Annotated in this window: 17 protein-coding genes; 7 read left to right on the top strand and 10 right to left on the bottom strand. The window is 64.1% G+C overall.

Annotated elements, in window-relative coordinates; all coding sequences use genetic code 11:
• Window positions 1–4: 4 nt before the first annotated feature.
• The 5 genes from ADIAG_RS20095 to dnaK form a co-directional block, all read right to left on the bottom strand.
• A complete protein-coding gene (locus ADIAG_RS20095) occupies window positions 5–913 on the bottom strand; it encodes an alpha/beta hydrolase (RefSeq protein ID WP_007270796.1) in 909 nt (302 codons plus the stop codon).
• 32 nt (window positions 914–945) lie between these two features.
• Window positions 946–1,377, bottom strand: coding sequence for a heat shock protein transcriptional repressor HspR (locus ADIAG_RS07780; protein WP_007270795.1), 432 nt, complete (start codon window positions 1,375–1,377; stop codon window positions 946–948).
• 97 nt (window positions 1,378–1,474) lie between these two features.
• Window positions 1,475–2,449: a DnaJ C-terminal domain-containing protein gene (locus tag ADIAG_RS07775; RefSeq protein ID WP_007270794.1), complete on the bottom strand. Its 975-nt coding sequence runs from the start codon at window positions 2,447–2,449 to the stop codon at window positions 1,475–1,477.
• Window positions 2,450–2,635: 186 nt separating this feature from the next.
• Window positions 2,636–3,196, bottom strand: coding sequence for a nucleotide exchange factor GrpE (locus ADIAG_RS07770; RefSeq protein ID WP_007270793.1), 561 nt, complete (start codon window positions 3,194–3,196; stop codon window positions 2,636–2,638).
• A 14-nt stretch (window positions 3,197–3,210) separates the two neighbouring features.
• A complete protein-coding gene (dnaK, locus tag ADIAG_RS07765) occupies window positions 3,211–5,055 on the bottom strand; it encodes a molecular chaperone DnaK (RefSeq protein ID WP_007270792.1) in 1,845 nt (614 codons plus the stop codon).
• 474 nt (window positions 5,056–5,529) lie between these two features.
• On the opposite strand from dnaK, the gene ADIAG_RS22100 reads away from it, so the two are divergent.
• A complete protein-coding gene (locus ADIAG_RS22100) occupies window positions 5,530–5,649 on the top strand; it encodes an isocitrate lyase/phosphoenolpyruvate mutase family protein (protein ID WP_235045859.1) in 120 nt (39 codons plus the stop codon).
• Window positions 5,631–6,299 carry an isocitrate lyase/PEP mutase family protein gene (locus ADIAG_RS07760; RefSeq protein WP_007270791.1) on the top strand — a complete coding sequence of 223 codons (669 nt, stop codon included), beginning with the start codon at window positions 5,631–5,633 and terminating at the stop codon, window positions 6,297–6,299. Before ADIAG_RS22100 ends, ADIAG_RS07760 begins: the two co-directional genes overlap by 19 nt.
• A 50-nt stretch (window positions 6,300–6,349) precedes the next feature.
• Here the strand turns inward: ADIAG_RS07760 and ADIAG_RS07755 are convergent, their stop codons facing one another.
• The 3 genes from ADIAG_RS07755 to ADIAG_RS07745 form a co-directional block, all read right to left on the bottom strand.
• Window positions 6,350–6,823 (bottom strand): hypothetical protein, encoded by a 474-nt coding sequence (locus tag ADIAG_RS07755; protein ID WP_007270790.1) that lies wholly within the window; start codon window positions 6,821–6,823, stop codon window positions 6,350–6,352.
• Window positions 6,824–7,114: 291 nt separating this feature from the next.
• Window positions 7,115–8,875 (bottom strand): DEAD/DEAH box helicase, encoded by a 1,761-nt coding sequence (locus ADIAG_RS07750; protein WP_007270789.1) that lies wholly within the window; start codon window positions 8,873–8,875, stop codon window positions 7,115–7,117.
• Window positions 8,876–9,129: 254 nt separating this feature from the next.
• Window positions 9,130–11,274, bottom strand: a complete 2,145-nt coding sequence (locus ADIAG_RS07745; RefSeq protein WP_007270788.1) for an MMPL family transporter — start codon at window positions 11,272–11,274, stop codon at window positions 9,130–9,132.
• Between the two features lie 107 nt (window positions 11,275–11,381).
• Here ADIAG_RS07745 and ADIAG_RS07740 point away from each other — a divergent pair, with 107 nt between their 5' ends.
• The 5 genes from ADIAG_RS07740 to ADIAG_RS07720 all read left to right on the top strand — a co-directional run bounded on the left by ADIAG_RS07740 (window position 11,382) and on the right by ADIAG_RS07720 (window position 16,855).
• Window positions 11,382–11,846, top strand: coding sequence for a MarR family winged helix-turn-helix transcriptional regulator (locus ADIAG_RS07740; RefSeq protein WP_007270787.1), 465 nt, complete (start codon window positions 11,382–11,384; stop codon window positions 11,844–11,846).
• A gap of 172 nt (window positions 11,847–12,018) precedes the next feature.
• A complete protein-coding gene (locus ADIAG_RS07735; protein ID WP_007270786.1) occupies window positions 12,019–13,509 on the top strand; it encodes a glycoside hydrolase family 1 protein in 1,491 nt (496 codons plus the stop codon).
• 82 nt (window positions 13,510–13,591) lie between these two features.
• The gene (locus tag ADIAG_RS07730) at window positions 13,592–14,212 is read left to right on the top strand and encodes a LysE family transporter (RefSeq protein WP_007270785.1); all 621 of its coding nucleotides are present in this window, start codon (window positions 13,592–13,594) and stop codon (window positions 14,210–14,212) included.
• 107 nt (window positions 14,213–14,319) lie between these two features.
• Window positions 14,320–14,823 (top strand): arsenate reductase/protein-tyrosine-phosphatase family protein, encoded by a 504-nt coding sequence (locus ADIAG_RS07725; RefSeq protein WP_235045858.1) that lies wholly within the window; start codon window positions 14,320–14,322, stop codon window positions 14,821–14,823.
• The gene (locus ADIAG_RS07720) at window positions 14,759–16,855 is read left to right on the top strand and encodes a chorismate-binding protein (protein WP_152426092.1); all 2,097 of its coding nucleotides are present in this window, start codon (window positions 14,759–14,761) and stop codon (window positions 16,853–16,855) included. The genes ADIAG_RS07725 and ADIAG_RS07720 overlap by 65 nt, the downstream gene beginning before the upstream one ends.
• A 90-nt stretch (window positions 16,856–16,945) precedes the next feature.
• Here the strand turns inward: ADIAG_RS07720 and ADIAG_RS20090 are convergent, their stop codons facing one another.
• Window positions 16,946–17,449 (bottom strand): hypothetical protein, encoded by a 504-nt coding sequence (locus tag ADIAG_RS20090; RefSeq protein WP_007270782.1) that lies wholly within the window; start codon window positions 17,447–17,449, stop codon window positions 16,946–16,948.
• Window positions 17,391–17,741, bottom strand: coding sequence for a hypothetical protein (locus ADIAG_RS07710; protein ID WP_007270781.1), 351 nt, complete (start codon window positions 17,739–17,741; stop codon window positions 17,391–17,393). Before ADIAG_RS07710 ends, ADIAG_RS20090 begins: the two co-directional genes overlap by 59 nt.
• Window positions 17,742–17,846: the final 105 nt, after the last annotated feature.

The raw sequence follows: 17,846 nt of genomic DNA, 5'->3' as shown, positions 1-17,846 counted from the left end.
GCGTTTAAGCCAGTGGCGGTGATCCGGTGGTAATCAAGGCAATATTCCGCAGGGACAAGGTCTCAGGATCGCGGTAGCCGCGGGGCGAGTAGGGGTCCCCTGCGAGGAACTGCGAGGTGTTGTGCCCGGAGACGGCATGCAGGCCGAGTCCGGGGTTGGCGCCCACGCTGAATTCCTGGCTCGGAAGCAACCGACGGCCCGAGAGCATCCTGCCCCACCGGGCTAGGTGGTCGCCCGGGGCGATGGCCGCGTAGAGGTGTTGGTGCGGGACGTTGATTCGTCCCGGGGCACCGGCCAGGTGTCGGGGAATGCCGGCTGATCCGATCATGGCCAATGCGTCGGCGCTCACCGAGCACGCGGAATCCGTCGCCAGCGCCTGCGCGGCAAGTGTTGCGGCGTAGGAGTGGGCTTCGATGGCCAGGTGCGGACCATCGGGCCGCACCTGGAGAAAGGTTCCCAAGTCTTCACGCAAGCGCTCCAGACCGCGCCGAGCCGCGTTGTTCAGCAGGGCACTGACGAGGTTTGGGGCCGGATATCCCAGCCACGCGACCACAGCGGGGGCAGCGATGCCGACCCTGCGTTGTTCCAGGTAGAGTTGGCCGGCCTCGCGCACCGAGCCCCACAACGCATTGCGCGCCCGGATGCCGGTCCCGGAGAGCTGGAACGTCACGTGCGTGGCGGTGTCCAGATCCCCGACGGCTATAGCTGCCAACGGCTCGCGCCGGGACAGGTCCAGGTACAGCAGGTGTCGGGCGGGGATGGCCGGGTCCATGGAGCCGGGGCGCAGGGCATGCGCGGTTCCGTCCAGGGCCTGGCGGTGGGTGGAACGCAGGCGTCCGCGGATCGCGCACAGCGCTTCGAAGCGGCGGTGGGCCGCGGCGGAAATCTCGGCATAGCTAGGTGGTGGTGGCATCTGGTGTGAGATCTCCCGGAAGATTCTCGCCGTTACTTGCTGCGTGGTTTCCACACCACGACGGCTTGGCTGCGGCCGCGCGGGCGTTGTCCGCGGGCCAGGGACACCACGTCCCCGGTGGACCCGGCGGCAAAGACTCGGCCGAGCCCGGCCGCCTGATGGGCGCTGCGCAGGGCGAACACCTCTTTACTCAATTCGCCTACGCGTGAGCGCAACCCGGCGACCTGGTTTTCCAGGACCATGATGCGTCTGATGCCTTCAAGCGACACCCCGTCCTTGGACAGCTGTTGGATCTCGCGGAGCAGATCCACGTCGCGTTCGGAGTAGCGGCGCTGTTTGCCGCCCTGCCGGGAGGGGGAAACCAGACCCAGTCGGTCGTATTGGCGCAGCGTTTGGGGGTGCATGTCGGCCAATTCGGCTGCCATCGAAATGACGAAGATCGGCCGTAGTCGGTCATTGTTCATGATCCTTGCCTTTCATCCGGTTCCTTCCACCCCTGCTGGTTAACAGGTGGAGCAAAGCGCCCCGCGCCACCGGTGGCGGCGCGGGGCGTCGAGTTCTCTACAGTGTTGCCCGGGAGGCCAGGGCCTCGCGCGGGTTTTCGTCCTTGGTGGCTTCGGCAAAGGCCTGCACCGCGGCCTTGGCTTCCTTGGAGAGGTTCTGCGGGACCACCACGTCCAGTGTCACCAGCAGGTCGCCGGTGGCCTTGGAGGTCTTGACACCGCGGCCCTTCAGCCGCAGGGTGCGGCCGTTGGCGGAGCCTGCCGGCACCTTCATCTTCACAGATTCGCCGGTCAGGGTCGGGACCTCGATCTGGCCGCCCAGGACGGCCTCGGCGAAGGTGACCGGGACGTGGATGCGGATGTTATTGTCCTCGCGGATGAACACCGCGTGCGGCTTGACGCTGACCTTCACGATCAGGTCACCGGCGCCTGCTCCGCCCGGGGCTCCCTTGCCACGCACGCGCACCGATTGGCCGTCCTTGATGCCCGCGGGAATCCGTACATCGATGACTTCGCCATTGGCCTCACGCAATCCGATGGTGGTGCCCTTCATGGACCCGCCAAAGGAGATCGTGGTGCTGGCCGTTCGATCCGCGCCCTTGCGCGGAGCCTGCTGGCCAAATCCTCCGAAGCCTCCGCCTCCGCCAAAGAGGTCGGCGAATTCCGGCGGAACTTGCCCGCCTCCCCGACGGCTTCCTCCCCCGCCCCCGAAGAGGTTGGAGAAGACGTCCTCGAAGCCGTCGTTGCCCCCTGCCCCGCCGTGACCGCCTGTGCCTCCGGCACTGAAGCGAGCCCCGCCACCCATGGCCCGGATGGCATCGTACTGCTGGCGGTCCTCGGGGTCCGAGAGCACAGAGTTGGCCTCGGTGATGTCCTTGAACTTGCGCTCCGACTCGGCGGTGCCGGAGTTGGTGTCCGGGTGGTACTTGCGCGCCATCTTCCGGTACGCCTTCTTGATGTCTGCGTCGCTGGCGTCCTTGGAGACGCCAAGAATGGCGTAAAAGTCCTTTTCGGCCCAGTCTTGGCTTGCCATCAGGCGCCTCCTCTTGTTGTTTCTTGCAAAATGGTTTGTCCTCCGGAGCGTCGCGGGGACAAGAAATCTGTGGGTGTGCCCCACCAGGCGTGCGGCGGGTCGCCGGTTCCTGATAAGGAACCTGGGGCGAGCCGCCGCACATTGGTGGTGCAAATCGTGCATTACTGCACTTGTTGCCTGTGGCGATTACTCCCCGAGGGAGACAATCACCTGGGCGGCGCGAAGGATGCGATCACCCTTCTTGAACCCGGTGCGCAGAACCTGAGCCACGTGGTCCGCCGGAATCTCGGCGTGTGGCTGCTGGATCAGTGCCTCGTGGACATTCGGATCGAATGCCACGCCGGGCTCGGCGATGCGCTGAAGGCCGAGGCCTTCGAGCACCGTGTCGAGCTTGTTGGAGATCGAGGCAAACGGTCCATCGGTCAAGTCCCCGTGGGCACGAGCCGCGTCGATGTCATCGAGTACCGGCAACAGGTTGGTGAGAACCGACTGCACGGCGTTCTCGCGAGCCACGTCCCGGTCGCGCTCAACGCGCTTGCGGTAGTTGACGTATTCGGCCTGCAGACGCAACAGGTCGTTGCGCAATTCGGCTTCCTTATCCGGAACCGGGGTGTCTTCCCCGGTCTCGGTGCCCGCCTCGTTGAGGATGGCCTCGGCTTGGCTCAACGCGTCACCCGAGTCGTGGGCCTCGTCAACGGGAGTGACTTCCTCGTTGGATGCGCCCTCGTCGTGAGTTTCCTCTGACATGGTTGATGCGCTCCTTACTTCTTTTCGTCTTCGTCGATAACCTCGGCGTCGACGATGTCCTCTTCGGCGTTCGGGGCCGCTTCGTCGGCAGCTGCCGAGTCTTCGGTCTGTGCCTGCGAGTAGATGGCTTCGCCCAGCTTGGTCTGCGAAGCCTGCAGCTTCTCAAACGCGGCCTTGACCTCGTCATCGTTGTCCTGGGATTCCAAGACCGTCTTCAGGGCGTCAACGTCGGCCTGAACCTCGGTCTTGACCTCTTCGGGCAGCTTGTCTTCGTTGTCCTTGATGAGCTTGTCAACCGAGTAGGCTGCCTGCTCGGCGGCGTTGCGGGTCTCGGCTGCCTCGCGGCGCGCCTTGTCCTCGGAGGCGTGCTCCTCGGCTTCCTGAACCATGCGCTCGATGTCTTCCTTCGACAGCGAGGAGCCGCCGGTGATGGTCATCGACTGCTCGACTCCGGTGCCCTTGTCCTTGGCCGAGACGTGCACGATGCCGTTGGCGTCGATGTCGAAGGTGACCTCGACCTGCGGGATACCGCGCGGCGCCGGAGCAATGCCGGTCAGTTCGAAGGTGCCCAGGTTCTTGTTGTCACGGGTGAACTCGCGCTCGCCCTGGAAGACCTGGATGGAAACCGAAGGCTGGTTGTCCTCGGCGGTGGTGAAGGTCTCCGAACGCTTGGTCGGGATGGCCGTGTTGCGCTCGATGAGCTTGGTCATCACGCCGCCCTTGGTTTCGATGCCCAGGGAAAGCGGGGTGACGTCGATGAGCAGCACGTCCTTGCGCTCGCCCTTCAGCACACCTGCCTGCAGAGCTGCACCAACGGCGACAACCTCATCCGGGTTCACACCCTTGTTGGCGTCCTTGCCGGCCAGTTCCTTGACGAGTTCGACAACCGCAGGCATACGGGTCGAGCCGCCGACGAGGATGACGTGGGCGATCTCGGAGACCTTCACGCCGGCTTCGGCGATAACGTCCTTGAACGGCTTGCGGGTGCGCTCGAGCAGATCGTTGGTCAGTTCCTGGAACTTGGCACGGGAAAGGTGCTCATCCAGGTGGACCGGACCGTCGGCGGTGACCGAGAGGTACTGCAAGGAGATGTTGGTGGAGGTGGCCGAGGAGAGTTCCTTCTTGGCCTGCTCCGCTGCTTCCTTCAGACGCTGCAGGGCGATCTTGTCCTTGGACAGGTCCGCGCCCTTCTGCTTGGCCTGGGCCAGCAGCCAGTCAACGACGCGCTGATCCCAGTCGTCGCCGCCGAGGCGGTTGTCACCGGCGGTGGAGCGCACCTGAATGGTGGAGAAGTCGTCTTCATCCTTGCCAACTTCGAGCAGGGAAACATCGAAGGTTCCGCCGCCGAGGTCGAAGACCAGGATGAGCTCGTCTTCCTTGCCCTTTTCCAGACCGTAGGCCAGTGCTGCGGCGGTGGGCTCGTTGACAATACGCAGGACGTTCAGACCCGAGATTTCACCGGCTTCCTTGGTGGCCTGGCGCTCGGCGTCGTTGAAGTAGGCCGGAACGGTGATGACCGCGTCGGTGACCTTTTCGCCCAAGTATGCTTCGGCGTCGGTCTTCAGCTTCATCAGCGTACGGGCGGAGATTTCCTGCGCGGTGTACTTCTTGTCGTCGATATCGACCGACCAGTCGGTGCCCATGTGGCGCTTGACCGAGGCGATGGTGCGATCGATGTTGTTCACGGCCTGGCGCTTGGCGATGTCGCCAACCAGGACCTCCCCGCTCTTGGAGAAGGCGACGACCGACGGGGTCGTGCGGTTGCCTTCTGCGTTGGCGATAACGGTGGGTTCGCCACCTTCGAGGACGGATACAACTGAGTTGGTGGTTCCGAGGTCAATACCTACGGCACGAGACATGAGGATGCTCCTTCTTTACCTGGGGGAAACGTTCCAACGCCAACCCGCATTCACACCGGTTGAGCGTTCTGGACTCAAGTTTACCGCTCAGCAAATCGATGTCAATTCAAAGTTGAGTGCAACCGGCTCAAGTTCGCTCCGGAACGGGTGGAAGCACCCAATAAACCAGAAAAATTCCGCGTAGATCCGGGAAACTTGGAGTTAGCTGTGAGTACCGTTCGCCCAGAGGGAACGGCTCTGAGACGAGAATTCCGCTCACCCCTGAGCCCTTCCCGCGGCCAGAATGGAGCCCGAGACTGGAGCTCTGAACGCCCTGTGCACCCGATCGCGGAGGTTGTAGCGTGGGAATAGGTGGACGGCACTGCCCGATGATCTTCATTCGGCAGAGCCCGCTGGATCATCTGCGGCCCGGCACGGGTCCGCATAACCGTCTACGACATACGAAAAGGCACACAGTGGCGAAAGGTGTTGGCCATGGACTTTAGCTCCTTGCACCACGCAGGACAGCTCTTCGTGCTTCCCAACGCCTGGACCTCGGCTCGGCCAGAGCGCTGCTCCGAGCGGGATTTCCCGCAGTGGGCAGCACCAGCCTAGGAGTCGCAGCCAGCCATGGACTCTTGGATGCGGCTCGCGAAATCGCCGAGAAAACCCTGAAGCTCGCACAAGAGCTTCGCGGACTGCGGTGCTTCGTCTCGATGGATATCGAGGACGGTTTCTTCGATGATCCCGCCGACGTCGCGGCCTATGTCAGGGAACTCAAGGTCCACGGCATCAACCTCGAGGACAGCAGTTCCGGGGCATTGGTCGATCCGGAACTCCACGCCGCCAAGATTTCTGAGGTAAAGCGGGCCTGTCCCGAGGTTTTCGTCAACGCTCGCATCGACACCGTCTGGCTTCACCAGGACATCGACGTCGCCGAAACCCTGCGCCGGGCCCGGATCTACACGGAGGCCGGTGCCGATGGCATCTTTGTCCCCGGCACTCTAGGAACCGAGGCGATCAGCGAACTGGTCCGCGGCATCTCCCTGCCGCTGAATCTGCTCCCGTCGACCGACCATACGGCCGCCGAGCTTGGCGCCCTGGGAGTGCGGCGATTGAGCACCGGATCGCTGCCCTACCGTGCGGCGATGGACGCTGCTGTCCGGGCCGCCCTCGCGGTCAGGGATTCGACCCCGTTGCCCACCGCCACCAGCTATCAACAGGTGATGGACTCGATGGCGGCGGATCCCGGGCACAGCGGCTAGGGAACCAGCGGTTCGCCTGCGGTTTCCGAGCAGGCGGAGAACGGGGTGGGTCAGCGGCCCAGCGCCAGGTCCACTCCGAGGTAGGCCAGCAGGCCAAAGACCGTGCCCCAGAGGATGATGGAAATGATCTGCCAGAAAATAACCTTTTCCTTGGCTGCGCCGAAGGACACCAGGGCAGCGGAGGTGATTTGGCTCGGCAGGATCGTTTGGCCCAACAGGCTCACCCCGGCAATGCCGTACTTATCAAATGCCGCGCGAAGCTTGGCGTACTTCTGCTTCGGCGCCTCCTGGTTCTTGGCCACCTTGCGCCGCACCAGATGCGCGCCGTTGACAAAAAGAAGCATGGAGGCGGCGTTCCCGACGATGGCGGCGAGAATCGCCAGCACCGGATTGATGCCGACGACCACTCCGAGGGCGGCACCGAAGTAGGACTCGATGAACGGTACTGCCGACACCAACATCACCGCGAGCCATTGCAATGCCGCGGGGAAAGTGAATGTGAACTCCTGCAACGACTCAATCACGGCAAATCTCCCATGTTTCAAGGTGGCTGTGACACGTGGCCGGAGAGCCTTCTTCCCCGGTTCCGGTGTGTTCCACCGCGTGCTCTTTCCTCCAGATTAGGCGTTCGATCCTCCGTAGCCGGTGCTCCAAGGGATGATCTCCTAAACGCCTCATTCGCCCAAAAGGATGAAGACCATGGCCCCACACTTGGGTGTTAAACGCCCAGTGGGCCCGGGATTGCAACGAGCGTTGCATTCCCGGACCCACCGAAGGTCTTCAGCCTGTGCGCCTGCGGCGCGAAGGCTTGGAGACTAGAAGTTGCGACCGTTCGAGGCCGGCGAGGTGGCACGGCGCGGACCGCGCGAGCGTCCGCCACGGCCGGCACCGTTTGCGGCTTCGACCTTCTCGGTGCCCAGGGCATCGGCAATGGTGTTGCCGCCGCGAGGGCGGGAGCCTGCGCCGGAACCCTGACGCTGGCCCGAGTTGTTGCGGGCTGCAGCCGATCCGCGGTTAGGCACGGGGCTGCGACGTGCGACGTCGCGGTCGTCCTGGCGCGAGTCGGCACGGCGATCAGCACGGTTGTCCGTGCGGCGTTCGCCACCGCGTGGAGCTGCGGCACCGCGGCTGTCGTTGCGGCGATCCCCACTGCGTCCACCGGCTGCGGCGTAACCACGGCCTTCGCCGCGATTCTCCGAGCGGTTTTCGGTGCGGCGTTCGCCGCCACGACCGGCTGAGGCGTTGCCGCCACGGCTCTCGGTGCGGGCACGCGGGGCCTCGCCGTTGCTGCTCTTGGCGGTCCCACGACCGCCGCGGCGACGGCCACGGCCGCCTGCTGCGTCGGAGTCGTTCAGGGTGTCCTTGCGAACTGAGGTGGTGCTGCGCAGCTGCGGGGCAACATAGGCAACGGGCTCGGCACGCTCTCCCACGACGTCGGAGACGACCTGGGCGTTCGGGGTTACCTTGACGATCGGTACCTTGATGCCTGCAGCCTTCAGCAGCGACTTGACGTCACTTTGCTGGTCCGGGGTGGCGATGGTGACAACGGTTCCGCTCGAACCGGCACGGGCGGTACGGCCCGAGCGGTGCAAGTAGGCCTTGTGCTCTGCCGGCGGGTCAACGTGAACTACGAGCTCGACGCCGTCCACGTGCACGCCACGGGCTGCAACGTCGGTGGCAACCAGTACGCGGGCACTTCCTTCGGAGAAAGCTGCAAGGTTGCGGTCACGGGCGTTCTGGCTCAGGTTGCCGTGCAGGTCAACGGTCGGGATGCCGCACTTGGTCAGCCAAACGGCCATCTTCTTGGCATGGTGCTTGGTGCGCATGAACATGATGCGGCGACCGGAGCCGGAAGCCAGGGTGCGGATCAGTTCCTTCTTGTCATCGTTGTGGACCATGAACACGTGGTGTTCCATGGTGTTCACCGAAGCCGAGGGAGCATCCACCGAGTGCACTGTCGGGTTCTCGAGGTAACGCTGGACCAGCTTGTCCACGCCGTTATCCAAGGTGGCGGAGAAGAGCATGTGCTGGATGCCGCGCGGGGCCTGGTCCAGGATGCGCTTGACGACCGGCAGGAAGCCAAGGTCGGCCATGTGGTCGGCCTCGTCCAGCACGGAGATTTCCACGCGGGACAGGTCGGCAACGCGCTGCTTGAGCAGGTCTTCGAGACGGCCCGGGCAGGCGATGAGGATATCGACCCCGGCGTTGAGGTCCTTTTCCTGGCGGACCTGGGAGACGCCGCCGAAGACGACTGCGGTGCGCAGGTCTACGGCCTTGGCCAGCGGCTCGACGACCTTAGCGATCTGGGTAGCCAGCTCGCGGGTCGGTGCCATGATCAGGGCACGCGGGAAGCGGGCCTTGCGTGGCTTGGGATCGGCCGCGAGGCGGGCGACCACCGGAAGGGAGAAGGCAAGGGTCTTGCCCGAGCCGGTCTGCCCACGTCCCAGGACGTCTCCGCCATTGAGGGTGGTGGGCAGTGTTGCTTCCTGAATGGGGAATGCGGTTTCGATTCCCTGGGCCGCGAGGACCTCAGCGAAGATTGCGGGCACGCCAAGGGAAGTGAATGTAGGACTCACGTGGTACTTTCTCTCAAAGCTTCGCACGACGGTTTCGTCGCGCGTTGTCGCCGAAGAAAGAGAGAGCCAAGATGGCGCGAAGCGCACATTGACCGGCCGCGTTTGCTCCCAGGAAATTCTGGGGCCGGCGGCGGATCGGGAAATCTAATCAGTCGACGCATGGACCATCGGGTTGCGGGCATTGCGCTCGCCCCTTACCGATCCACATGTTCCAATCGTATCAGCCCCCGCCCCGCCACCCAACGAGACATCCGTTACTTCGTACGGCCCAGCTTGCTGGGCCACCACACCTTGGGGCCGATGTCGCGGACCAGCGCGGGAACCAGAAGCGAGCGCACCACAAGGGTATCGAGCAGCACACCGAAGGCCACGATGAACCCTAGTTGGACCAAGAACATGATCGGAATGATGCCCAAGGCCGCGAATGTCGCGGCCAGCACCACACCCGCGGAAGTGATCACCCCGCCGGTGACGGCCAACCCTCGCAGCACCCCGGCCGGCGTTCCGTGCACCAGCGATTCCTCTCGCACCCGGGTCATCAGGAAGATGTTGTAGTCCACTCCCAATGCGACAAGGAACACGAAACCGAAGAGCGGAACGGAGGGGTCGGCCCCCACAAAGTTGAAGATTCCGTTGAAGACCCAAGCAGAGACGCCCATGGCCGTTCCGTAAGACAGCAGCGTGGTGGCCACCAGCAGCACCGGGGCAAGGATCGAGCGCAGCAACAACATCAAAATGACCAGGATCGCGCCGAGGATCAGCGGGATGATCTTCACCAGGTCAGCCTGCGCGGTGGTCGCGGTGTCACTGAGTGTGGCGGTGGTTCCACCAACCAGCGAGTCCGCGTCCTGCTCGTGAAGCAAGTCCCGCAGGTCGATCAGGGTGGACTTGGCGGCGTCCGAGTCGGCTGCGTCGTTCAACGTGATGGAGATCAGGGCGCGGCCTTCAACAACCTGGGGGTCGCGTCCGGCCTGCGCCATCGCCGGTCCCCCGTCCTCGGCCTGAAGGTAGGCAGAGGACACCCCGTTGACGGCCTCAACCTGGGGCAGCAGGTCGGTCGCGGCCGATTCATCAACGATGGCAAATACCGGGCTGCCAGTTCCTGCCGGGAAGTGTTCGCCGAGGGCGATCTGTCCGTCGCGGGAATCGCTCTGGCCCAGGACAAGTTCGCTCTGTGGCACCCCGGCGGCTTTGAGCTGGGTCATGCCCAGCGCACCGGCGGCCAACACCAGTGCCGTGAGCACCCAGATGGGCCGGGGGTGGCGTCCAACGAATCCGGCAATGCGTCCCCACAGTCCGGTGGGCAGTTCCTCGGGCGCTAACGGTTCTTCAAGCTTGGGCATGAAGGGCCAGTAGGCGCGCCTGCCCAGCAGGGCCAACGCCGCCGGCAGGAAGGTCAGTGCGGCGATGATGGAGAAGATGATGCCACTTGCCCCGATTGGTCCCAGCGCCTTGTTGGAGTTCAGGTCGGAGAAGAGCAGGCAGAGCAGGCCGACGGTCACGGTGCCACCGGAGGCCAGAATGGGTTCCACCGAGCGCTTCCACGCGGTGGTGGCCGCTTCCCAGCGGTCTTGTCCGAGGGCGAGCGCTTCCTTGTGTCGTGCCACGAATAGCAACGAGTAGTCGGTGGCAGCGCCGATGACCAAGATCGATAGGATGCCTTGGCTTTGCCCGTCGAGGCGGATCCAGCCTTCCTTGGCCATGAAGTACACGACCAAGATGGCTGCGCACAGTGCCGCGACGGCGGTAAAGAGCACCGTCACCGGCAGCAGTACCGAGCGGTAGACCAGCAGCAGGATCAGGAATACCGCGCCCAATGCCACGCCCAATAGCACCCCGTCAATGCCTCCGAAGGCTTCAACCAGGTCGGCACTGAATCCGGCGGGGCCTGTGACATAGGCACGGGTTCCCTCGGGGATCCGCTCGGAGAGTTCGGCACGCAGGTCTTCAACAGCCGCGTCGGCCTCGGCGCTGGAATCAAGGGGAACCAGAAGTTGTGCCGCACGCCCGTCTTCTGAAGCGAAGGGTCCAGCAATCTCGCCGTCTAGGCCCTTCAGATCTTTGAGCGATTCCGTCACCTGGGCGATCTTCTTCTGGTCAATCTCGGATTCACCGACGATCACCACCACGGCAGGGATGGCGTCCGAGGTTCGGAATTTCTCCTGCCATTCAAGGGCCCGGGTTGCCTCGGCCGTGGCCGGGAGGAATGCTGCTTGGTCGTTGGTTTGCACATCACTGAGCTTGCCGAATGTCGGTCCGCCCGCAGCGGATACGCCCAGCCACAGCGCCACCAACAGGACGGCGATAAGGGCACGGATCACCGCCGCGCCCTTGCCCTGGATGCGTCCGGCGCGATGTCTGCCGTTATGCGCCGTAGTTTCTGCAGCTGGCTTGTTCATGATTTTTCCCTAATGTTTCGCGGACCCTGATCCATTTCAACGACTTGCTCCATAAAAGAGTATTTCCATCATGGAACTATTGCAAATGTAGGCATAGGATGGTCTGCATGGATCCAGCCGCCGCCTTCAAACTCGTCATGCTTCTCCAAGAGTTCGGACAGGCCTCTGACCGATACGTGGATTCCACCGGGGCACGCTACAAAACACACCGCACAGACATGAACGCTTTGGCCGCCATCATTCACTTCGAACGCGCCGGCACCCCACCGACGCCGGGCGACCTGTCCCGGACGCTGCTGCTGAGTTCACCTGCCACCAGCGCGATGCTGGACAGACTTGAACGCAACGGCCACATCGAACGGCTACGCATCGACAAGGACCGGCGGGTGGTCCGCATCAAGACGACAGCCAAGGCACGCACCGACGGCAAAGCCATGTTCGCGCCGTTGGCAGCCAGCATGATGAACGTGATTTCCGGCTACACCGACACCGACGTGGCCGTGATCTCCCGCTTCATGGCCGAGGCCACCGCCGGTGTGGACCAGGCCCGCAACGCCGGGCAAAACAGCTAAACGTCCGGCAGCCGCCGGTGGCACCCGGCCGCCGGCGAGCGCCACGCAGGAAGAGCGGCCTCGCGCGCGGGCGCGCGCGCGAGTCCCATGGCCCAAATCGGCAGGGAGCACTAGGCTCAGAACCACTACCCATGTGACAGGTTCCGCCCCGAGAGTTCAGGACCAGCCCGCCATGACCGATCACCCCCGCTCGAAGAACACCGTGCCACTGGCCGCCGGCTACGACACGAGCACCACCTTGAAGTTTCCGCCGTCGTTCCGCTTCGGATCGGCCACGGCCGCCTTCCAGATTGAGGGCGCGAGCCACCAGGACGGGCGCGAAGACTCGATCTGGGACGCCTTCTGCAAGGTGCCAGGGGCTGTGTTCGAAGGCCACGACGGCTCGGTGGCGGCCGATCATTACCACCGGATGCCGCAGGACGTGGCGCTTATGGCCGAACTCGGGCTGGACACCTACAGGTTCTCCACCTCGTGGGCACGGATCAAACCCGGGGACCGGGAACTGAACCCGAAGGGACTGGACTTCTACTCACGTCTGGTCGACGAATTGCTGGGCCACGGCATCACCCCGTGGCTCACGCTCTACCACTGGGACCTGCCCCAAGCACTGGGCGAAAAGGGCGGCTGGACCAATCGCGACACCGCCTACCGCTTTGCCGACTACGCCCTTGAGGTGTTTGAGCACCTGCGTGACCGGGTCACCGACTGGACCACGTTGAACGAACCATGGTGTTCCTCCTTCCTGTCCCATGCCGGCGGCGAGCACGCGCCGGGGCACACCGACCCGGCCGAAGCCGTGGCGGCCGCGCACCACCTGCTATTGGGCCACGGTCTGGCCACCACGGCCATGCGGGAGGCGGCCAGCAGCGAACATCGGCTGGGAATTACCCTGAACTTCACCGTGGCCGATCCTGCCGACCCCGGCAATGAGGCGGACATCCATGCGGCACGACGCATCGACGGGTCCTTCAACAGAATCTTCCTTGACCCGATCTTCCGTGGCAGCTACCCGGCCGACGTGCTCGAAGACATGAAAGAGGCGGGGCTGGAGCAGCACATCCGCGACAACGACCTGGAAATCATCGCCTCCCCCATCGACGTGCTGGGCGTGAACTACTACAACGGAACCTTGGTGGCGCACCCCGACAAAGCCCCGGGTCCCGAACAAGACCTGGTGTTTGCCTCCGAACGCGGGCTGCCACGGCGCAACCCGGCGGTGGGCAGCGAACTGATCCGCGCGGTGCCCCGCCCGCTACCGCGCACGGCAATGGGCTGGGAGGTCCAGCCCGAGGGACTCGAACGGTTGTTGCTGCGCCTACAGGACGAATACACCGGACCCGCCGGCATCCCCATGGTGATCACGGAGAACGGGGCAGCCTACGACGACGTCCCGGATGCCCAGGGGTATGTCGATGATTCCGAGGATCGGCTGGCCTTCATCGACGCGCACTTACGTGCCGTGCACAGCGCGATGGACGCCGGAGCGGTGGTACACGGGTACCTGGTGTGGTCGCTGCTGGATAACTTCGAATGGGCGTTTGGCTATGACAAACGTTTCGGGATCGTACGCGTCGACTACCAGAGCCAGGAACGCATCCCCAAGGCCTCGGCCCGCTGGTATGCGCGCGTGGCTGCTTCGCGCACACTTCCCGCCCTGCAATAGCCAGGTCCCCCGGCGTCTCGCCTACCGGGATTCGTCGGATTCCCGGTACGGGGACGGGAGGCGATGCACCTAAACTTGTGCGGTGACTCTTTCCCTTTGGCTCTCGCTACTTGGCGCCTCCACGTTGATCAGCTTCACCCCCGGTGCCGGCGCCATCAACACCATGACCAACTCGCTGAATTCCGGCTTCCGCCGTTCCTTGTGGGGCATCATGGGCCAGCAGGCGGCCCTGCTAATCCACGTCATGGTGGTGGCCGCGGGCGTGGGGCTGTTAGTTTCCCGCTCCCCGATGGCCTTCACCCTGATCCGCTATGCCGGCGCCGCGTACCTGGTGTACCTGGGCGTGCGCTTGATCCTGGCCAAGGCCCAGGGTGCCGATGACATTGCCGTGCAGGGCCGCGAATCCGCAGTGGCGATGTTCCGGCGGGGTCTGTGGGTCAACCTGCTCAACCCCAAGGCCATCGTGTTTTTTCTGGCCTTCACCCCGCAATTCATCCGGCTCGATGCCCCGGCGTTGCCGCAGTATCTGATCTTCATCGGCACCATCATTGTGGTGGACATCGTGGTGATGTGGTTGTTCTTTGCCGCCTCTGCCAAGAGCTTCAGCCGCTTCACCGCCACTGAACGCGGGCAGCGGATCCTGAACCTCTGCTTCGGCACATTGTTCATCTTCGTCGCAGCTCTGCTGATCTTCATTCACTGACCCGATGCCCTGGGCGAAGGGCACAATCCGATAACCATCGTGCCTATCCGCGTTTGGGCCTGTCACTAGGGGCGTAAGAGACCTAGACTAAAACCATGTTCCGGATAATGACAGTGAGCACGGGCAATATCTGCCGTTCCCCCATGGCCGAGTTCATGATTCGCACGGCGCTCAAGGATGCCGGGATCACCGACGTCTCGATCGAGTCCACCGGCATCAGCGACGGCGAGGCCGGACAGCCGATCGACCCCCGTGCCGCGGCCATCTTGCAGTCCCACGGCATCAACGCCGAGGACCACGTGGCACGAGCTCTGGAACCGGAGGCCTTGGAAGGCCTGGACCTGCTGCTGGCCATGGATCTTGACCACCATGCGGCGTTGAGCGCCATGCTGCCCACCGATGAGTCGGCACCGCGTCCGGCACTGCGCATGATGCGCTCCTTCGACACCGTCTTGGCCGCCTCGGCACCCGCACCGGCAGACCAAGGCATCTATGATCCGTGGTTCGGCGATTCGGCGGATTTCCGTCTGTGCTGGCAAATGGTCCATGCCGCCATCCCCGGAGTACTTGACTACGTACGTGCCCACACCATGCCTCAACGTGGCAACTAGCCCCGTTCTAGTCCTTGGCATCGATGGAAGATCCGGTGCGGGGAAGAGCACCCTGGCCGCGGAGCTGGCCACCTTACTGCGCCGTCATCGTGAGGTAGCACTTTTCCACCTCGAGGACATCTACCCCGGTTGGGATGGGTTGGCCGCGGGCACCGCCGCCTATGTCACAGAAGTCCTGGAACCCTTGGCCGCCGGCCGCGCCGCATCCTGGGATACCTGGGATTGGGCCGCTGGCACCACCGGGGACCGAACAACGATGGAAACCGCACCGGTGATCATCATCGAGGGCGTCGGAGCCGGCTGCGCCGCAGCACGCGGACTGCTCGATGCACTGATCTGGGTCCAAGTCCCCGACCCGGTGCGCAAGGAACGCGCGCTGGAGCGCGATGGTGAAGTCTTTTCCGCGCATTGGGATCGCTGGGCGGCCCAAGAAGAGACCTATTTGAAGCGGGATGCCGTCCCGCAGCACGCAGATATCACCGTACACAACCGTGCCGATGGCTCGGCACCCGAACATCTGCTCCGTGCGCTGGCCGCGCTCCAGATCTGCCATGGGGTGCTCGCTCCCGAACGTGCCCAGGTGGCCGCGCGGGCACCGGAACACCACGTGTTTCATGCAGCCCCCGATGCCGCGGCACTGTTCAACGCCCTGCACGGGACAGCGGAGCACGCGGTACTGCTCGAATCCAGCAATCTTTCTTTCACCGACCCCCGGCAACGCAACCGCTACTCCCTGATGGCCGCCGCCGATTCCGATGCGTGCGCCACCTATGAGCAGCGCGGCGGAACCGGATTCCTGCGCGAGGGCACCGCCACCGCAAGGATCACCGGAGGCTTCTTCGAATGGCTCTCCCGCGCCTGGGAAGTCCCGAGCCCCTCCAGCACCGATCCCCTACTGCCCTTTGCCCCGGGGTGGCTGGGCTACCTAGGGTACGAGCTCAAACGGGAAACCGGCGGCAGCAACAACGCGGCAGCGGCCCTTGACCCCGGGAGTCTTGCCGACGCGGTATTGATCCGCCCGACCCGGGTGATCATCATCGACCACCACACTTCCACCGTGCACCTACTCGATGCTGGATCCACGGACGGCACCGGATTCCAAGCACGGGTCGGGGCATTACTGGAGGGCACCCTGGGTGCGGATCTTGTGCCGGGCCCCTTGGACCCGGCCCCCGCTTTCACCGTGCGTGACGAAGCGGCTAACTACCTGGCCAAGGTCACCGCCGCACAGGAACAGATCCGCCGGGGCAACAGCTACGAGGCCTGTCTGACCACCGCTTTGTCCTGCGCCTCGGTGGTGTGCGACCCGTGGGAGAACTACCTGCGCCTGCGTGCGGCGAACCCTGCACCGTTTGCCCACTACCTGCGCTTTGGCAACGCGGCAGCGGCCAGCACCTCCCCGGAACGGTTCCTAGCCATCGGTGCCGATGGGTGGATGCGCGCAGAGCCCATCAAGGGCACCCGGCCGCGCGGGCACACCACACAGGCCGATGCCCAGTTGCACCGCGAGCTGGCCTCCTCCCCCAAGGACCGGGCGGAGAACATCATGATCGTGGACCTGCTGCGCAACGACCTCTCGCACTTCGCGGTGCCCGGAAGCCTGTCGGTGCCGCGGCTTTGTGAGATTGAGAGTTACGCCAGCGTGCACCAGATGGTCTCCACCATCGATGCGTTGTTGCGCCCCGGTGCCCCGCGTGCCGAGGCGGTGGCCGCCGCGTTCCCCGCTGGTTCGATGACCGGGGCCCCGAAGGTCTCAACTATGGAAATCCTCGACAACCTCGAGGACGGGGTCCCGCGCGGGATGTACTCCGGGGCCGTGGGGTATTTCTCCGCCACCGGTTCCGCTGACCTTTCGGTGGTGATCCGTACGCTGGTGATGACGCGGGCCGCCGATGCCGGGAGCTGGGACCTGTCCCTGGGGGTGGGCGGGGCGATCACCGCAGATTCGGATCCGCAGGAGGAATGGGACGAGGTCCGCACCAAGGCCTTCGGCGTGCTCTCCGCCCTGGGTAGTACATTCCCGGACAGTTGAGCGCTCTGCACTCTGGGCTGAACAATTTTTCCAAGAACGCCCAAGGATGAAGGACACGATGTCGTCCGCCGGGCGACTCAGAGGGACGGCTTAGCTCCCCGTGCCGGAGAGGTCCAGGATCTCGTCTTCGTTCGGAAGCGTGGCATCCACCGGTTCGTTGTAGTCCCCCACGCTGAATCCATCGGGTTCGGCGCCCTCGTGCACCAGCTTCTGGATGTGGTTATCCGCTCCGCTGGAAACCCACATCCGGGTCTCACCTTGCTCGCCGTCGATGATGAGCTCCAGGGCCGGCACGCCATCGATCTCGGCGGTTTCGCCCTTGGTCACAGCATTTTTGTCCACCGTGCCGATTCCGGCCAGGAGCGATTCCATGGTGCACATGCCGCCGAAGTCATCCCCTGGCTCGGGGGCTCCTGGTAGTGCCGCCATGAAGGATTCCAGGTCGCAAATCCCACCCTTGCCGGCGAGCTCGTTGCCCGGCTGAGGTCCACCGGGCATTCCCACCCATTGGCCGGCAAAGGCCTCCGCCATCTGTTCATCGGCCACCAGTCCGGTTTCGGCCCAGAACCCCTCCCCTGACCAAGAGTCGGTCATCGACGACTAGGACCTCGGAGGTGGCCCCGCCGAGGGAATAGTCGCCCACGTAGTTGTTGTCCGTATCAAGGGACAGATCTAGGGACCGGGTGGTGCCATCGCTCTTCACTTCACCTGACACACGCAACGAACTTACCGCGCTCATGTCCGCTTGGACGCGTTCCAGGATTTCGGGTGCTTCCAGCCCCTCGAGCGTTTCCCCTGTTCCGCCGCAGGCGCTCACGCCCAGCAGCAGGAGGGCACCGGCCAAGGTTGTCGTGATTTGTTTGAGCCCTCGATGGCTGCTTCGCATATGGCGTGCTCCCTTTCGGTTCTCCGCTCACCGAAGCGCTGGTCTTGAGAAGCGGCTGTGATGTGACTGCCTTCACCGTACACCTGTGGGTTTTTCGGGGACGGA

Origin of the sequence: Paeniglutamicibacter gangotriensis Lz1y (assembly GCF_000348945.1) — a bacterium.
Taxonomy (GTDB): domain Bacteria; phylum Actinomycetota; class Actinomycetes; order Actinomycetales; family Micrococcaceae; genus Paeniglutamicibacter; species Paeniglutamicibacter gangotriensis.
The sequence above is the reverse complement of the archived record's forward strand: the minus strand, read 5'-3'. Positions and strand labels throughout refer to the sequence as shown.